Annotated in this window: 13 protein-coding genes; 8 read left to right on the forward strand and 5 right to left on the reverse strand. The window is 40.9% G+C overall.

Annotated features, from left to right (window positions below; translation table 11 throughout):
- Positions 1-526: 526 nt before the first annotated feature.
- From J4G36_RS01395 to J4G36_RS01420, 6 genes are all read left to right on the forward strand, one after another.
- Positions 527-4,132 carry a S8 family serine peptidase gene (locus tag J4G36_RS01395; RefSeq protein WP_210468037.1) on the forward strand — a complete coding sequence of 1,202 codons (3,606 nt, stop codon included), beginning with the start codon at positions 527-529 and terminating at the stop codon, positions 4,130-4,132.
- Positions 4,133-4,222: 90 nt separating this feature from the next.
- Positions 4,223-4,795, forward strand: coding sequence for a signal peptidase I (locus tag J4G36_RS01400; protein WP_210468038.1), 573 nt, complete (start codon positions 4,223-4,225; stop codon positions 4,793-4,795).
- A 22-nt stretch (positions 4,796-4,817) separates the two neighbouring features.
- The gene (locus J4G36_RS01405) at positions 4,818-5,507 is read left to right on the forward strand and encodes a hypothetical protein (protein ID WP_210468039.1); all 690 of its coding nucleotides are present in this window, start codon (positions 4,818-4,820) and stop codon (positions 5,505-5,507) included.
- Positions 5,508-5,878: 371 nt separating this feature from the next.
- Entirely contained in the window at positions 5,879-6,724 is an 846-nt protein-coding gene (gene nadC / locus J4G36_RS01410; RefSeq protein ID WP_210468040.1) for a carboxylating nicotinate-nucleotide diphosphorylase, read from the forward strand.
- 21 nt (positions 6,725-6,745) lie between these two features.
- On the forward strand, positions 6,746-7,747 hold the full coding sequence (locus J4G36_RS01415) for a TAXI family TRAP transporter solute-binding subunit (protein WP_210468041.1): 1,002 nt from the start codon (positions 6,746-6,748) through the stop codon (positions 7,745-7,747).
- 36 nt (positions 7,748-7,783) lie between these two features.
- Positions 7,784-9,763, forward strand: a complete 1,980-nt coding sequence (locus J4G36_RS01420; protein WP_210468042.1) for a TRAP transporter permease — start codon at positions 7,784-7,786, stop codon at positions 9,761-9,763.
- Between the two features lie 204 nt (positions 9,764-9,967).
- Here J4G36_RS01420 and J4G36_RS01425 read toward each other — a convergent pair whose 3' ends face one another.
- From J4G36_RS01425 to J4G36_RS01435, 3 genes are all read right to left on the reverse strand, one after another.
- A complete protein-coding gene (locus J4G36_RS01425; RefSeq protein WP_210468043.1) occupies positions 9,968-10,510 on the reverse strand; it encodes a Gmad2 immunoglobulin-like domain-containing protein in 543 nt (180 codons plus the stop codon).
- A 242-nt stretch (positions 10,511-10,752) separates the two neighbouring features.
- The gene (locus tag J4G36_RS01430; RefSeq protein WP_210468044.1) at positions 10,753-11,904 is read right to left on the reverse strand and encodes an MFS transporter; all 1,152 of its coding nucleotides are present in this window, start codon (positions 11,902-11,904) and stop codon (positions 10,753-10,755) included.
- Positions 11,905-11,928: 24 nt separating this feature from the next.
- Positions 11,929-12,375: a MarR family winged helix-turn-helix transcriptional regulator gene (locus J4G36_RS01435; protein WP_210468045.1), complete on the reverse strand. Its 447-nt coding sequence runs from the start codon at positions 12,373-12,375 to the stop codon at positions 11,929-11,931.
- A gap of 243 nt (positions 12,376-12,618) precedes the next feature.
- Between J4G36_RS01435 and J4G36_RS01440 the strand changes: the two genes are divergently transcribed.
- Both J4G36_RS01440 and J4G36_RS01445 read left to right on the forward strand, forming a co-directional pair.
- A complete protein-coding gene (locus J4G36_RS01440) occupies positions 12,619-13,857 on the forward strand; it encodes an NADH:flavin oxidoreductase/NADH oxidase family protein (RefSeq protein ID WP_210468046.1) in 1,239 nt (412 codons plus the stop codon).
- A gap of 85 nt (positions 13,858-13,942) precedes the next feature.
- Positions 13,943-14,875: a catalase family peroxidase gene (locus tag J4G36_RS01445; RefSeq protein ID WP_210468047.1), complete on the forward strand. Its 933-nt coding sequence runs from the start codon at positions 13,943-13,945 to the stop codon at positions 14,873-14,875.
- A 165-nt stretch (positions 14,876-15,040) separates the two neighbouring features.
- Here the strand turns inward: J4G36_RS01445 and J4G36_RS01450 are convergent, their stop codons facing one another.
- Together J4G36_RS01450 and J4G36_RS01455 are read right to left on the reverse strand one after the other, a co-directional pair.
- The gene (locus J4G36_RS01450) at positions 15,041-16,447 is read right to left on the reverse strand and encodes an MDR family MFS transporter (RefSeq protein ID WP_210468048.1); all 1,407 of its coding nucleotides are present in this window, start codon (positions 16,445-16,447) and stop codon (positions 15,041-15,043) included.
- Positions 16,448-16,760: 313 nt separating this feature from the next.
- The gene (locus J4G36_RS01455; RefSeq protein ID WP_210468049.1) at positions 16,761-19,001 is read right to left on the reverse strand and encodes a YhgE/Pip domain-containing protein; all 2,241 of its coding nucleotides are present in this window, start codon (positions 18,999-19,001) and stop codon (positions 16,761-16,763) included.
- Positions 19,002-19,021: the final 20 nt, after the last annotated feature.

The raw sequence follows: 19,021 nt of genomic DNA on the forward strand, positions 1-19,021 counted from the left end.
ATGTTTTAGTTGTTATCCAGAAGCTTGGCAGAATCAATACTTATGCATTGGAAGGGACTGGAAGAGTGTATTTTTATTTTATAATTAAAATGATGGGGAATATATGAATTTGTCACGGTGGGGGTACTTAGATGCATTTATTTATAAAGTTAAAAAAATAACGCTTTTATAGTTCGATAGTTACTTGCGCATGTAAGCGCACTCATTCCGGGGTTGAGTGGAGTTTTTTATGAAATTCCATGAGTCTGAATGCCCGAATGAAAGGTGTCTCTTTACTGAACTTTCCAATCAATCTGATAAATGTTGTAATAATTCGACATAATTCGACAACTTTCTCATGTTTAGTCGTCTACACTTGTACTTGGTACAACGTTTGACAGAAGGTGCCATTGTTACTTAATCATTCACACGAAGGCTTTTTGAAATGGGGGTGTCTTTTGATTATCATCGAAATCCTGCGGGAATATATAGGATCCGATGGAAAAAAGGGGAAAATTGTTTGTATAACGAGAATGGGGGATGAAATATGAAACGTTTTAAATTATGGATAGGCGCAGGTATATTTATCGCATTGATGGCGCTAATCGTCGTGTTGGGAAGTACATTATCCGGTTTAGCGGATGATGGTGAAGCTTCTTCATCTGTACAAGATAAGGCGCAGACATTAACACTGATTACTGGTGATCAATTGACTGTAAAAAAGGCCGATGATGGACGGATGTCCGTGGAGATGAAAACGGTTGATGGTAAAGATGGAAATTATGAAATCATTGAAATGGATGAAGATGTGTATGTAATTCCGAGAAGCATAAAAGAATTTATCCCTGAGAAGATTGACCGGGAGTTGTTTAACGTCACAACACTCCTCGAGATGGGATATGATGATGCAAATTCGGAAGGCATTCCTATTATCATATCGTTTGAAGAAACGAAGTCATCGCTTTATAACTCAACTGCTACGCTGTCTGAAACGGTATCGGATAGTCATGTATTTTCGAGTATCAATGCTATGGCAGCGAATGTTGATAAAAATAACACGGAAGATTTTATCAATACTTTATTTACTAAGAAAAACAATATGCTACAAAGTCGTGCCACATTAAATAATACGATTAAACATATCCGACTTGACCGTCGATTTTCGATTGATTTGGAAGAAAGTATCCCGCAAATAGGTGTGCCTGAAGTTTGGGATATGGGATATGATGGCTCAGGTATAAACATTGCCGTTATAGATACCGGAATCGATAAAGAACATCCGGATTTAAAAGGAAGAGTGGCAAAGGAAAAAAACTTTTCAGATGATGATGGGCCTCACGATTACCAAGGTCACGGCACACATGTTGCCTCGACTATTGGGGGAAGTGGAGCGGCTTCAGATGGCCTACGTAAAGGTGTTGCACCAGGATCTACTTTGATCAACGTCAAAGTATTGGATTCATATGGTTATGGAAATGAATCTGACATTATTAGAGGAATGGAATGGGCTACCGAAGAAGGGGCAGATATCTTAAACATGAGTTTAGGTTCTATCCCGACTGATGGTACCGATCCAATTAGTCAGGTTATTAATAATCTGACTGAGCAATATGGCGTACTGTTTGTTGTATCTGCAGGTAATGATGGTCCTGGTGACAGAACTGTAACTGCGCCTGGAACAGCTGATTTGGCATTGACTGTTGGTGCTGTAGATCGGAATGACGAACTTGCTTATTTCTCAAGTAGAGGACCAAGAGCTGGGGAGTATATGATTAAACCTGAAATTACTGCTCCAGGTGTTGAGATTACTGCTGCTCGAGCGAATGGAAGTTCTTATACGACAATGTCTGGTACATCGATGGCATCGCCACATGTAGCTGCTGTTGCTGCGCTTCTTATGAATAAGTGGGAAGATGCGGGGAAAGAAAGTTCGCCTGAGGATTTAAAGGCTGCTTTGATTTCATCGGCAGTATCGAATGATGCGAATACGATTTATGAACAAGGCGCTGGACGAGTGGATGCGTTGCGCGCTGTTAATCAAGAGGTATATGCAAAACCGGGTGTTCTAAATATGGGCTATTTCGAATATCCACATAACGATGTAGATCCAATTACAAAAACACTCACGTACAAAAATACGTCTGATGAAGCTATCGAACTGAATTTATCAATAGTAATGGAAATGGAAAATGGAGAGTCTGCACCAGATGGTATGGTTCAATTATCCGAAGAGTATCTGGAAATTGCAGCTGGAGAAACGGGACAAGTAGACGTTATTCTCGATATTGAAAATGGAGAGAATACAGTGTACGGCGGATATGTCAAGGCAGATTTCGTTGACAAAGACGAGACGATTCAAACGCCAGTAGGCTTTTATAAGGAGCCTGAAATGTACGATCTTACGATAAAAGGGATTACTCGTTATGGAACGCCAGCGAGTTACATGGATGGCGTTGACATTTCCAGTGTGAAAGATCGTTTAGATTATAGTGTAGTGAGCTTAAATAGCTGGAACGAAGAAGGGGAAATGACTGTTAGGTTGCTACCTGGTACGTATAATGTCATGGGGGCATGGGATTATGCACGCGAATTGACGTTTGTTGGTGTTCCAGAGCTAGATTTGACTGAAGATACAGTCATCACGCTTGACGGTCGTACAGCAAATAAAGTCAATGTGATCACTGATGAAGCAGTGAGGGTGAATTATCAGGAAATGACCTATCACCGAGGAACAGAGGCAGGAAATAGTGTCAGCCACACCTATATCACAGAGTATGGCGCAGAATATTACGCTGCTCCTACTGAACCAATCAGCAAAGGAACCTTTGAATTTGTGACCGACTGGAGAATGGCTTCTCTGAAGGATGATTCGAAAGAGCGTTCATATTACAGGTTGGTTTATCCTGAACCAGATGCGATTCCTTCCAACTTGAATTATGAAGTAGATAAGGAAGAGCTGGCTCAAGTAAAAACGAATTATCATGAACAAAGACCAGGGGAGTACTACTTCGTTAGAGAAACGCAATGGCGTCCGTATGAGACAATCAGTTTTTCTTCCGTCACAGATGTATTTGATGCAGGCGTAACGCGCATGGAATACTATACGCCTGGTGACACGATATTTAATAAAGAAGTGCAATCAAGTTCTGGTGTTCAATACGTTGACGCCCACAAAGTTTATGAAAAAGGGAAACAAGAATCTTCATGGCTAAAACAACCTATACATCCAAGTGTATTAGTAGGTAATCCACCACATGCTAATCATATACCGGTTACCCGCTATGGCAATACGTTAAGTGTAAGGCTGCAAAATGTAGATGCAGATAATCATTGGAGTTTCGAATCCTTTGATCAAAAGTTTAAACTGTTTGAAAATGGCGAAATGATTGCTGAAGCTAGTAATCCAAACAGAAGTTTTGTACTCACATCGGAAGACGCGGAATATCGCATGGAACTGAATACAAATGTGCCGGATCGCACATCGCGATTTTCCACGGAAACAAATTCCGTGTGGACATTTAACTCTAAAAAGCCTGACAGCAATGGTGAAGTTGTTCCCATGCTGACGGTAAATTATGACTTAGCACTAGATGTCAAAAATAAAGCAAAAGTAGAGGCAGATGGAACGATTCCATTTACATTTACAGTCCAACAACAGCCGGATACAGAAAATATCCCAGTTGCTGAGGCGAAATTGTGGCTATCTTACAATGACGGACAAGACTGGGTGGAAGTAGAGAACATTCAAAACGCTGGTGATGGTGTATTCACAGCTGACATTGAAGAGTTGAAAGATAATCGAAATGGTAATGGCTTTGTATCATTGAAGGTCTATGCAGAAGATGAGGATGGAAACAGTATCGATCAGGAAATCATCCGCACGTACGAATGGGACTTTGGTGGCGACATCAACGGCGACAATATGGTGGACATACACGACGTCATGCGCGCTGTTACTTTCTTTGGAAAAGCAAATAAACAAGCAGATGTTAATGGTGACGGAATTGTCGATGAAAAAGATTTGCGCATTCTCGAGGCGAACTTCATGAAAGTAAGTCCAAATGCAAAAGTAAATGCGAATCCGAGAGAAAAGCTCGGAAACAAAGGGCTAGCGGATATGCTTCGTTCTGTTGGAATGGAACCAAGAAATTAAGCCGTAAATATCAGCTTTCAGGAAAGTGAGCAAGAGGACATCTTAAAGTTCTTTTGCCCGCTATCCAAACAGAGAACAGGAGGGAGAGCGTTGGCGAAATCAAATGCGAAGAGAATAATCAAAAAAGGAATTTCCTACATGAGTCTATTATTGATAGCAGTAATTGGACTGGTATTTCTTTTTGTTGCTTATCAATCTATCAAACAACCGGATGAAGTCCCTTCTATATTTGGTTATCAGCCTTATGCGGTCCTATCCAACAGTATGAGCCCCTATTTTGACACGGGGGATATGGTCATTATTGATAAGGTTAACCCGGATGCAATCGACATCCATGACGTAATTACCTTCCACCAGGACGGTAAAGTGATTACACACCGAGTGACCGATATATACAAAGAGGATGGGAAAGTAAGCTTTGCGACGAAGGGAGATAACAATAATGTGGGGGATGACGAGGCGGTCGCGGGAGACCGTGTAATTGGGAAGCAAGTTTTTCAAATACCCAAGATGGGCTATGTCATGCATTTTATAAAAAGTCCAATGGGCCTGTTTAGTCTCATTGCGCTACCACTGATAGGTTATCTGCTGCTTGAGCTATATTCCCTGATAAAAAGATATCGGTTAAATGGTGATTTGAAGAAGCAGTCGACAAAAGAATAACAAAATGGGGAGGATGATTGTGATGAAAAAGGCAAAAATGACTTTATTATCTATAGCAGTAGTTGGATTATTAGTTGCATTTTCAGGGGGCGGAACTTATTCCTGGTTTACATCTCAAACGACAGCTTTAGGGGAAATGCAAAATGGGGCACTCGAGTTAAATAACGGTGAGGATATCGAGATGAGCATTTTCGAAGGGGGTAAATTCACCCCATCCCAATTGGAATACGGTAACTGGATGACCATTTCGAATACAGGTGATTTAGATGCGTATTTGAAAGCGACGTATAACCATTCTGTGGATAAAGCATCACTCGACGGGTATGAAGTAGGCTATATGGCCATGAAATACACAGTACAACCTGGCCAAGATACTATGGAACAAGCGGAAATTGAATTGGCGAATCTATTTAACGGAACAACGAATGAACGCCCGCAATCCGTCAACTTATCAGGTGACGTAGAAGTATTCGGTGGCATGTTGACTAATGAAAACGTTAGTTTAATGAGTGTCGACACTGGTGAAATTATGATTGGTGAAGGAACAGATGAAGACTCTTTTTGGAAGCTGGACGAAGGTCAATACATCGACATCATGTTTGGCTTGAAGCTGGATGAAAGCGCAGGCAACGAATACCAAGGTGCGATCTATAATGCGACTTTAACAGTAGATGGTAAACAAATTGATGAGGGTGCCGAATTCGCAAAGTAATTGATTAACGGTACCGTGTTTAGCTACCGTTTTTAGGTACCTGTGCAAGACAATATTCAATCTATTCACTACAATTGCATAATCACATAGGGGGGTATCGACTATATAACACATTGTCGGTATCCCTTTAAATTATTATCCAAAGGCTTGAATTGTCATAATTGCTCCTTGCACAGGTACCTTTCTCTGGTACCTTTTCTTGGCAGCTATTCCCAGATAATGAATATCAAAAGTTTACTTGCTATTTTAGTGGACTTGTGTAAATATAGGTGTCAAGACACCTCGTATTTTAACGAGATTTTTATTCGGGATACTATCGAAATACATGTGAAACTTTGCACAAAGAAAATGTTAGGGAGAGGGAGCAGGGGATGAATCTATTAAAGTTACGCGCACAATTACAATCCTTTTTATTGGAGGATATTGGCGATCAGGATATTACGAGCCAGACGATTTTTCCGTTGTCGGAAATTGGAAATGGCGTATTTATTGTCAAAGAAGATGGAATTATCGCAGGTCTCGGCGTCATTAAAGAGGCTTATCATTTACTAGACCCTTCTATTCAAGTGACCGAGTTCTTTAAGGACGGTGATCGAGTATCTGCGGGGGATAAAATTGCGGCAGTGACGGGCCCGATTGCGCATTTACTAACGGGTGAAAGGGTAATATTAAATCTTATGCAGCGGATGAGCGGCATTGCGACCGTGACCAATAAATGTGTGGAAATGCTAAACGACCCTGCCATACAAATTTGTGATACAAGAAAGACGATTCCAGGACTGCGTATGTTTGATAAATATGCTGTTGTCTGTGGTGGCGGGAAAAATCATCGGCAAGGATTGTATGATGGCGTCATGATTAAAGATAACCATATTGCTTTTGCGGGCTCCATTACGAAAGCAGTGCAGCGCGTCCGGGAAAAGATTGGACATATGGTAAAAATTGAAGTGGAAACGGAAACGAGACAAGAAGTACTGGAAGCAGTCGAAGCAGGTGCGGACGTGATTATGTTTGATAATCGGACACCTAAGGAAGTGAAGGCGTTTGGACATGATGTACCAGAATCCATTGTGACGGAGGCCTCGGGTGGAATTACACTGGAAAACTTGGCGACTTATCATGGAACGGGTGTCAATTACATATCATTGGGCTTTTTAACGCATTCGGTCAAAGCACTCGATATTAGTTTACAGGTTAAGGAAGGCACTAAAAAATAATCTCATTGAAAGAGGAAGTTCATGATGAAACGAAACGTCATTTTATTGACAATCCTATTCAGTGTTCTATTTATTGTCGCATGCAGTCATGAGAAAACAGAAAAGGAAGCGACTGCTGATAGATTCCAAACAACGATTATCGGAGGACGTACGGGCGGTGCATGGTCTGTCTTTACAGAGGGCATCGCTGAGTCCATTCGCAGAGAAAATAAGGGTGCGGTTGTTACGGTTGAGCCTGGTGGTATTGTAGAAAATCCGCCAACTGTAGGGACAAATGCGGTTTCATATGGACTATCGTATGCGATGACGGCGTATGCGGCCTATTCAGGTGCGGAACCCTATGACCAGCCATATGAAGATATTCGTGCTATCAGTGTCGTCATCCCTGGAAATTACTATCAATTTATTGCGAGGGCTGATACGCCGTATGATACATTTGACGACATCGTTCAGCGTAAAATGCCTGTTCGGTTGGCTGTGGATCAAATCGGTTCAGCTGGTGAAATTATTACGAGAAATATCTTACAAGAATATAACGTTACTTATGATGATATTATTTCGTGGGGTGGATCTGTTGACCATCTTAGTGATTCAAAAACGTTTGAACTGATGGCTGATAAGCGAATTGATGCGACTGGAGATGCGGTATCTGTCCCTTCCAGCGGGTTAATTGAAGCTTCAACAACGATTGATTTAAAAATGCTTTCATTTAATAAAGAATTGATGCAAGCGGTATCGGACAACCTTGGCATGGAAATCGGGAAAATTAAAGCGGGGAGCTATGATTTTCTACAAGACGATATCGATACATTGTTTACGCCGGCGATTTTAATCGTTCACAAGGATGTTTCTGAAGATGAAGTTTATCAAGTAACGAAATCGATTTATGAAAACTTTGACTATCTCGCGACTGTACACGAGGAGTTTAAAAACTTAACAGCTGTCAATATGATGGATGTTGGGCAGGTGCCCCTACATCCTGGTGCAGAGAAGTTTTTTAAGGATGCGGGCTTGATTGAATAAGAAAGACCTGAATCTTTTAAGGAAGAGGTTTGTGTCGTGAACTATAAAAATAGATTCATCGGATGGTTTACAGAAGGGGAAAGGCGTGAATTATCAAAGCGCCATTTATCGATATTTTCTTTTCTTGCATTACTATTGGCTATGTTTCAAGTTTGGTCTGTCGTTTGGGGAAAATTAAATCCAATGAATCAGATGGCTATTCATTTGGCGGTTATTTTAAGTCTGACGTTTTTACTATTCAGCTATTCTAAACGTACGGTTTCAACTCGACCGACGATGATTGATTATATTGCGTCAATACTTGCTTTTGGTGCCGGGCTTTATTTCACGATGCATGCGGAACGTTTTGCGGTCAGAATTCCAATTATGGAACCGTTGACGAACGTGGATATATTTTTTGGGATGGTGTTTGTGCTTCTGAGTATTGAAGCGGCACGCAGAACAATCGGTTATCCGATTATTGTGATCGTCTTCATTGGCATTGGTTATGCTTTGTGGGGTCATAGAGTAGAGGGGCTGCTCTGGCATCGGAAGTTTTCTCCTGTAGAAGTATTAGATGAATTGGCGTTTAGCTTTAATGGCCTGTGGGGATCGCCTATTTCAGTCGCGGCGTCATTCGTATTTATGTTCATGTTGTTTGGCGCATTTTTGAATAAAGCCGGGGCTGGAGAGTTCTTCTTCAAGTTGTCAACGTCGGTTGCAGGGAGAACGAAGGGGGGAGCGGCTAAAGTTGCTGTCCTGGCGAGTGCATTTTTTGGTTCCATCTCTGGAAGCCCGACCGCAAATGTTGTGACAACAGGCTCGTTCACAATTCCTGTAAGTACGAAGACCGGTTATAAACCGTCTTTTGCGGCAGCGGTGGAAGCAGCGGCCTCTACGGGTGGAAGTATTTTACCACCGATTATGGGATCGTCTGCATTTCTTATGGCTGCTGTTACACAAATTCCATACGGAACCATCGTTATTGCTGCCATCATTCCAGGAATTCTTTATTATGTATCCTTATTAACGATGGTTCATTTTGAAGCATTACGACTGGATTTACCAAGGGCAGCTAAGGAAGATATTCCAAAGCTTTCTACTGTGTTAAAAGAAGGGTGGCATTATTTTATCCCTTTAATTGTGTTGGTGTTTTTTCTCATGCAAGGATACAGTGCCTCTCGAACTGGATTGTATGGCATTATTTCCATTGTCATTGTGAGTTGGTTTCATAAAAAGACACGTATGGGGATTAGAAATATTGCAGCGGCAATGGTCAGTGGCGTGAAATCTGCGATTCCAGTATCAACGGCATGTGCTGCTGCGGGATTAGTCATAGCAGGAATCATGTCTACGGGACTCGGTGGGAAATTAACGAGTATCGTTCTTGGATTAACGGAAGGTATGTTACTTCCTACATTAATCCTTGTTATGCTCATTTGTATCATTCTAGGAATGGGTATGCCTGTTGCAGCGGCCTATATATTAACTGCCATGCTAGCGGCGCCGGCACTAATTGAATTAGGCGTTTCAACGATGTCTGCTCATCTGTTTATCGTCTATTTTTCAATCTTTTCAGCAATTACGCCGCCTGTCGCAGTAGCAGCCTTTGCGGCAGCTGGGATTTCTGGTAGTAATCCGAACCGAGTTGGACTAGAGGCCGTTCGTCTTGGGATTGTTGGGTTTATCGTGCCGTTCATGTTTGTCTTGGAGCCTGCACTGCTGTTCGATGGGACGCCAGAAGAAATCATCGTCTCAATCTTAACCGCATTGATAGGTGTCATTATACTCGCTGCAGGTGTGATTGGCTGGTTGATTACAAAGGCGACAATCGCAGAACGAATCGCACTCATTGCCGGCGGACTACTAACCATTTACCCCGGAATATTATCCGACGGCTTCGGTGTGGTGCTGATTATGACAATATTGTTTATTCAGCGTAAGCGCGAGATAAACATGATAAAGAATGATAGTAGAAAACCGGTAGAAAAAGGGCGATTGAAAAAGACTGACTCCGTTGGGGTTAGGAGTTTGTAATATGTAGAATTTTAGGTACCTGTGCTAGACACTATTCAGATAATGCACTACAATTGCATAACGTGAAAAGGGGATGTCGACTGTGTAAGGCTTTGTCGATGTCCCCTTGTGTTATAATACGGCATCGGGAATAGTCATAATTGCACCTTGCACAGGTACCTTATCTTCGGTACCTTATTTTCTTTCAATTGCGGATGCCGTACCTTATTTGCTGACTTGGACAGGTATGATCAATTCGTGAAGGATGGAGCCGTCCTTTGCGCTTTCTTCATAGAGGACGATACTGTAATGGCCATCGATTGCATTGGCGAGATTAATGGTGAGTTCAAATTCTCCCCATTCGGGTCCACCTTTACTTGCGGTTGTAAATCCTTTTTCTAGGATGAAATGGCCGTCTTCGAATGCGTATTGGATGGTTCCTTCAAAGACGCGAGCAAGTCCTCTTACGACCACTTGATTTTTCACTTCTGTATTTGGCGCAGGTTCGAAAATTTGAAAGGCTTCATTTTCAGCCACGACTTCAGTCGAGTCTGCTTCTTCAGCAGGTTCTGTTTCGGTAGGCTCCTCCTCTTCTGTAGCGTCCGGTTCTGCTTCTTCATCTGTATCAGAATTATTTTCTGTTTGTTCTTCTGCGGGTTTCTTTTCGTTATCGGTGTCTGATTGATCGTTTCCAATCTTTATGTTAAAGCAGGCGGTTAAGACGAGACTAGAGGCAATGACGATCAGCATTCTAATTAAGTGTTTCAATTGTTTACCTTCCTTTCTATCACTTATTAGATACGATACTCCTAGTAAACCCCTTCGACTAATGATAGCAAGTGAAGGTTAAAAAGAGGTGAAGTCACGGAATATTTAAGTGATGGCGGCAAGTACCTTTGTCATATACTATTCAGTTGATTAACGACAATTGCATAAAATAAGAAAAGGGATATTGACTAATGACGTGTCAATATCCCTTTGTATTCACGTTGCAAAAATTATCACAACCCTTAATAAGGAGAAGGTGTTTGTTTATTCGCCCGTTGTATCATCACCGTACTGATTACTACAATGAGTATAAATGAAACCGAAAGTGTGCCGTATTGGAATCGAATATTCGTCTGGTTGGCTATGACACCAATTCCATCCAGCACAATCGGTGATAAAAATTGACCTAAAAATGTAAAGCTAGACGTCACAGCGATCGTTTGGTCAGCTTGATGGAAGGGTACACGATCGAGTGCTTTTAATACAAGGATTGGAAATAAAGAACCTTGTCCAAATCCGACTAAACAAACGCTAACTAGAATAAGCGGTACACTATGTGTAACTGTTAATATGAAAAAAGCAATCCCCATGCCTAACAGCATAACCGGAATGACAAACTTTTTAAATGCTGATTCAATCTGAACGAGTAATAAGCTCGTAATCATCCCACCAACTGTCGTGAAGGATACGACTGTTCCCGCAAGTGTTGCCCCCCCTAACTCACTTTGTTCTAAGTAGATTGCGATGTTTGTAGCAATTGAATAATAAGCTAACATAATCCCGCCCATTGCAAGTGCATAGCCATATATAGCGAAGGGTAGTTTGGATTTCTGCTCCTTGTTTCGTGGTTTTTGCAGCTCACCTTTTGGTAAAAAGAAGAAAACCAAGATAAAGATGATGAGTCCTAAAAAGTACACATTAAAAGGAACGCGCCAGCCAAATGTCGCAAGCCAACCGGCGAGTAACATCGTCAGAATTCCACCTAGATTACTAAAAGCAGAGTTGTAACCCATCATTTTTGTCCGTTCTTTACCTTCAAAATAGTCATTGATGAGTGTCATGGATAAAGGCATAACGAGCCCGACGCCAGCCCCTAAGATTAATCGAAAGAGTATAAGTAATTCAATACTCGATGCAAATTGTGGGCCAATGCCGCCTATCAAATAAATGAACAATCCAATCATGATAATTGTTCTTTTGGTTAGCTTAGAGGTTAAATAACTGGATAGAAATGAAAATGGAATAATCATGATCGAGGGAGCCGTTAAGATGAGTTTAATCATCGTTGGACTAGCATCTGGAAAAGCTTTTGCAATGAGTCCAAGTGCAGGCGAAATGGCAGCGCCAGCCATCACTGTCGCCATGCCTATCGATAAAATTGTTGGTTTTAGCATTTTGTTAATATGAATCGCATCCTTTTATTGATTTCTTTTTTGTAAATGTTCTATATTGGCAATCGCTTGTTGATAGATTGTTGTCATCGTCTGTAAATCTGCATCTGTAATATCGGTAAATACTAATTTCATCATGGCTCGGCCTTCGTTTTGTAGCTCATGAAGGATTCTGCTTCCTTTTTCAGTCAAGTCTAGATGAACAACCCGACGATCTTCTTCATTCCGCAATCGAGATATATAGCCGTTTTCAATCAGTATATTTGAAGCAGTTGTGACAGCCCCGGCAGTAATATGTAAAGAATTCGCCAACTCGGACATTTTCATGGGACCACTTTGTTCAAGCAAATACATAATACGTGATTGTGATCCTGGGAAGGTCTTTGCATAAATATCTTTCCATAGATGTTCCACATCCCTCGATAATTGCCAGAATAGCGCTTCAAAGTTCTGCAAACGATCTTGTCGATCCATTCTTACCATTCTCCTCATTTACTTTAATAGGTATATACTTTAATCATTAAACTAGTTTACGGGGGATGAAGAAGATTGTCAATGAATCTCATAGGAATATGTAATAAATGTAAAATGATATAGATTCGGTCTATATGGCTTTATGTAATTAATTCGAAGCGAAAAAGTGTTGTATCAAGTTACATTGATAGTAGCGTGCTATCATTTAGTAGTTAATTACTTTCCCAAGGAGACATACTAAAAATGAATCAATCAAAGTCAGTTTTGGAGAATTCTTTACAACTTCCAAATGGAACATTTATTAAAAATCGGATTTTTAAGTCTGCCATGAGTGAAGCGTTGGGCACGCCCAATCAAAATCCTAGTCAATCATTGGTGACTTTATATAAAGCTTGGGCTGACGGGGGTGCAGGTCTTGTCATGACGGGAAACGTTATGGTAGATCGAAATGCACTAGGTGAGCCGAATAATGTTGCAATAGAAGATGAACGTGATCTTAAGATTTTAATGAAGTGGGCGCAAGCTGGAACTGCAAATGGGACGCACCTTTGGATGCAGCTGAATCATCCAGGAAAGCAATCACCCAAAATGCTTTCAAAAGAACCTGTTGCACCAAGTGCTGTTCCTTTAACAGGAGGTTTAAAACGTTTCTTTAATCAACCGCGCGCACTTCAGGTGTCAGAAATTGAAGATTTGATTGTCCGATTTGGCGAAGCGGCAAGAATTGCGAAAAAAGCAGGCTTTACGGGTGTTCAAATCCATGCAGCACACGGATACCTTTTCAACCAATTTTTATCCCCTTACCACAATCAACGTACAGATGAATGGGGAGGAACTATAGCGAATCGAATGAGGTTTCTGGAGGAAGCGTACAAGGAAATTCGGAAGCAAGTCGGAAAGTCATTTCCAATCGGTATTAAACTAAACTCAGCTGATTTTCAAAAAGGTGGATTCACAGAAGACGAGTCTATGGAAGTTCTTCAGAAAATGTCTGAATTAGGAATTGATCTCATTGAAATTTCTGGGGGAAACTACGAGAACCCGATTATGATGGGTGCGGATGTAAAAGAATCGACCAAAAAACGAGAAGCGTATTTTATTGAGTATGCAAAAAAGGCTCAGAAATTAATCCCTACACCGATAGTCGTGACAGGCGGTTTTCGTTCTCAAGTTAGGATGGAGGAAGCAGTTGCGAATGGAGAAATTGATATGGTTGGCATTGCAAGACCTTTTGCCTTAGTGCCTGATTTGGCAAATAAAATCTTTACGGGCAAATATGAAACCGTTCATGAAAAACCAATCAGAACGGGAATTAAACAAATAGATAAGAGTGCTTCCTTATTAGAAATTGGTTGGTATGAGCAGCAGTTGGCCAGAATCGGGAAAGCTAAATCTCCAAACCCCAACCATAATGTTTGGCTATCTCTACTACAAAATCTTCTAGCGAATGGACGAAGTGTATTGATGAGAAGAAGGGCATAATAGAACGATAGCTTAATTCTTTGACAGCGGCTTTAAAAATCCGTAAAAGGGTAATCTAGCTATAATGAATAGGAGTGAGTTAACCATGTCAAATGATCAAAAAAACTGCCCCCTTACTTCGGTAGAAGCCATTGATACTATTGAAGAAATAGCAGGCGTATTTCCTGCATATCGGCGAGCACATGCAAAAGGAATTGGATTCGATGCAATATTTTCACCAAATGGCAGTGCCGCTTCTTACACAACAGCTAGCCATTTGTTACAAGAAACTTCTGCAATCGTACGTTTTTCACATAGCACACCAAATCCCGACCCTACTGAACAATTAGTGCCCGTAAAAGGGATGTCTGTTCAATTTCAATTACCTAACGGGAAAGTCACCAATCTTACAATGGCCACCGTACCGGTTTTTATAACGAAAACCCCTGAGGAATTCATACAATTACTCCAAGCCGTTAAAGGGGATAAATTATCATTCACCGAAAAAATATCCACACTAAAAAACAACCCTAATTTTCATGCTGCGGCGAAAATCTTGAAAAATAGTATACCGTCCAAAAGCTTTTTAACGGAACGCTACTATAGCATTCACGCATATTATTTGATCAATAAAAACAAACAGCGCCAAGCCGTTAAATTTGAATGGGAGCCTACAGATAGCGGTGAGGAAACTTCCCGTTTCACGGTTTCTAAAATTGGAAATCCCATGGAGGATGAACTTGTGAATCGCTTGGAAAATGGCCCGATTCATTTCAATTTAATAATCCAACTAGCACAACCAGGAGATTCTATTAATGACTCTACACAAGAATGGCCAGATAATCGCGAAAAAGTTTGCATTGGTACACTTTCCATACATGAAAGACGACTCGATAATGCCGAGCCTCATGTATTCGACCCAACAATCGTGACAGATGGTCTTCAATGTTCAGATGATCCCGTACTCCACTTTCGCCGGGCAGCCTACGCGGAATCAGCAAAAAGAAGACACCAGTTTGTAAAATTACTGGAAAATTAGGTACCGAAGAGTAGGTACCTGTGCAAGACACTATTCAGTTTATTAACTACAATTGTATAAATAAGAAAGGGGATATCGACTATATAACACTTTGTCGATATCCCCTTGAAATTTTATCCGATGTATTGAATTGTCATAATTGCGCCTTGCACAGGTACCTTTCAATTACACTTCCTTTGAGTTTTGGTTGGATTTCGAATCCCTAATTGCAAATGATAACAAAAGTCCGAAGAATGCAATGTATCCTGCTACATGGAAGGCGACGTTTACCCCGTGGATGGCACCTGCAACTGTGTCGTCACCTATTGCCGCTGTAACCGTAATCGCGACGAGAACTGCAGTCCCAACTGCACCAGCAATCTGACGGAATGTATTGTTCATGGCAGTTCCGTGTGCGATTAGGTGATGTGGCAACTGATTCAACCCAAGCGTTGTAGATGGCATCATGACCATAGCAATGCCGAGCATTCGTACCGCATTCAAGACGGCCAAATACGTGAAACTTGTATCTTCGGATAGGTAAGCAAACATGAACGTAGTGACTGTAAGGATGACGAATCCAGTGCGCAATAGCCACTTAGCGCCAAATTTATCGAACAGTGACCCTGTCACCGGGTTCATGATCCCCATTACGACGGCGCCTGGCAAGAGCATCAAGCCGGAATGAAAGGCGTTGAATCCGAGCAAGTTCTGCATGAAAATCGGTAGAATGACGGTTGTTGCTATCATGGATGCAAATACAATCATGCCGAGTCCAGTAGCTATTGTGAATACAAAATATTTAAACACTCTGAATTCGAGGATAGGCTCCTCCAACTTCAATTGCCTTTGAATGAAGAATAGAAGGGCAATCGCTCCGACGACAATGGATATACCCACGTTCAGGTGTAGCCACCCCGTGTTACCGGCAATACTGAAACCGTAAAGAAGTCCGCCAAATCCAAGTGTAGAAAGAACAATAGACAAGTAATCCATCTTAGGATTGGTTAGCTCCGTCACGTTTTTCAGCAAAAAGAAGGCAGAAATAACAATAATGAGGGCAATCGGTAGGACAACATAAAAAATACTTTTCCATGCGAAGTGATCCACAAGATATCCCGATAGGCTCGGTCCAATTGCCGGTGCAAATGCAATAACAAGTCCGTACATGCCCATCGCTTTTCCTCGTTGTTCAATGGGGAATAGTAGAAACATAATCGTTTGCAAGAGAGGCATCATAATCCCCGCACCGGCTCCTTGAAAAACCCTGCCTAGTAATAACAGAGCGAAGTTAGGAGAAATTGCTGCGATGAATGTTCCAAAGGCGAATATACTCATAGCTGTGATGAATAATTTGCGTGTTGTAAATCTACCGATTAAAAATGCTGTGATTGGAATCATGATTCCATTGACGAGCATGAAAATCGACTGTAGCCACTGAACTGTACTTTCTGTAACCTGAAGATCCTTCATAATCGGTGGCAGTGCTGTTGCCAGAAGGGTTTGATTTAAAATTGTTATAAATGCGCCGGATAATAAAACGGCCATCAGTGGAATATTCTTTTTAAGTTCAAATGTTTGCGCGTTTTCCATTACCTGTTAACCGCCTTCTTTAGTTATTTAATCTTCGATCAAATTAGAATTCCAATCGAACCTAATATCTCACCCGATATCATTAATGTATTCTGGGCAGTATACCAATATTGATACGCCAAAGTCTAAGGCTAAAAAGTCCGGCTAAAAGGTACCTGTGCAAGAAACTATTCAATTTATTCACTACAATTGCATAAAGTGGAAATGGGAGACCGGCTATATAACGCTTCGTCGGTATCCCATTGAATTTTTATCGGGAATTTTAAATTATCATAATTGCACCTTGCACAGGTACCTCAGATTTTTCCTGTTTTTAATGAAAAATGTCCGCTTCTTTTGATTTTTTCAGTAGTTGGCTTGTACGTTTGTTGATACGTTCTTTTAGTAATGCGCCAAACGCGATGAAAATAATTGAACAGGACGCGAGAAAAGCGATATCTTTAGCTACGCGTTTCCAAACGATTCCGCCGGTCGCTTCGCGCATAAGGTCGATGGCATACGTGAACGGTAGGAATGGGTTAATTGCTCCGAAAAAGTCGGGGAGTAGCATAACCGGATATGTTCCACCAGAACCTGCGATTTGTAAGACGAGCATGACAATTGCCATTGCTTTTCCAACATCTCCAAAGACAGAAACGAGTGTATACACAATCGACATAAACACAACGCTTATGAACATCCCGAAAATGATAAAGTAAAATGGTTCTTGGATATGAACATTAAGTAACAGCAGATCGCCAACTACAACGATTAGTGTTTGTAAGAGCCCGATGATGCCGAATGTTATCAACCTACCCAAATAGATTTGCCGTGCTGAATAGTCTTTTGCATGTATATCGGTCGAGAGTGTTGAAATGAGTAAAAGACAGCCGACCCATAAAGAAAGCACGGTATAAAACGGGGTCATACCTGTCCCGTAGTTGTCTATTGGGAATATGCGGTTTTCCTTCAATTGAATCGGTTCTTCAAAGAAACTTTTTTCAGCATTTGGATCATTTAGCAATAACTGAATGATTTCATTAATATCCGTTTCGCCTTGGATATTTCGTATCTTGTCCGCTAATTGATTCACTTTTTCATATATATAAGGATACTCTGCAATCGCTTTTTGAATTGTTTCTTTCGCCTCTGTCAAATCACGATTGGAGTTACCTAGAATTTTTTGTACTTCCGGTAACGTAGATTGAATTTCTACCAGCAGTTTTTTTGCTTGTCCTAATGTTCCTTTCGCATTCGCGATTTCTTTCTTGACGGTTGGTTCAATTGTTTCCACATACTCTTTCATAAATCGATCTATTTCAACGGATGTATTGACAGCGATATTTTGTAGGTCGTTAACTGCTTGATTTAATTCTTCTGTTTTTCCTTTAACGACATCGTTTACCGTGCGTGCATTTGTTTGTGCTTCTTGTAGTAGATTCTTCAGATTATCCGTTTTAGTAATCGCGCTCTCTAGTTTACCATCTAGGTTAAGGGCTGGGACTGGAGGTATTGGTTCAATTTCACTTCCTGGTTCTTCCTCCGAATCAGTTGGCGGATTTTCATCAGGTTTTGGTAGCTGCTGCACTAATTCTTGCAATTGAATAAGGTCTTGCTTGACGCCATCTACCTTTTCAATACTTTCAGTCATTCGGTCATCAAGTGCTATTTTTGCGTTATCCAGTTCCGTGAAGTCTAACTCGAGGCCTTGTAATTGTTTCAAAAAGTTATTTGCTTCGGTTGAAATTTCACTGACTTTTTTTAAGTCCTCTTTGATTTTTGGAGATAATTCGTCAAGTCTTTCTTCGGCAGTTGTTAGGTAAGTAAGCGTGTTATTGATTTGACCAAGTCCATCATTTGTAATTTGCTTTGCTACTGGTAATTTCTCTTCGGCTTGATGAATGACTGCTTGTGCATTTGTCGCATCATTCAATCCACGATTCAATAAATCAAAAATCTCGGGTAAGCTTTTTTCGGCGTCAAATATGTAGTTCTCGAATTTTTTTACGTCTGGCAAGTTTTTTTCTAATTCGAGTCCGAGTGTATTTAGCGTATCAAAAATGACACCATTTACAGTAGAAATGAATTGACTACTTACTTTATCAACAATGACCGATGCACCTTTTTCAGTGATTTTTGGTGCTATCGAGTTAATTTTTTCATTTACATAGTATTCGATTTCAGCTTTTTCAGGTTTACCAGATACAACTGTAGCCAATTTTTCCGACAAATTAGAGGGAAGTATCATGACGGCAAAATAATCTCCGTATTCAACACCTTCCATCGCTTCTTGACGAGACACAAAATGCCATTCCATCGATGGGTTCTCCTTTAATGTCGAGACAATTTGTGCACCGGTGTCAATATGTTTATCGTGCACATCAACTGCTTTATCTTCGTTTACAACAGCAACAGGTAACTTATCGGTCCTGCTATAAGGATCTGAAGAAGCGTAAATATTGAGCCATGCATACAGAGAAGGCAAGAAAATCAAGCCACCAATGATGATGGCAACAACCCAATTTGTAGAGATGTTACGCACATCTCGTTTGAAAATAGTGAAAATGCTATGCATTAGTTTGCCTCCTTGCATCA

Source organism: Sporosarcina sp. 6E9, from assembly GCF_017921835.1.
Lineage (GTDB): Bacteria > Bacillota > Bacilli > Bacillales_A > Planococcaceae > Sporosarcina.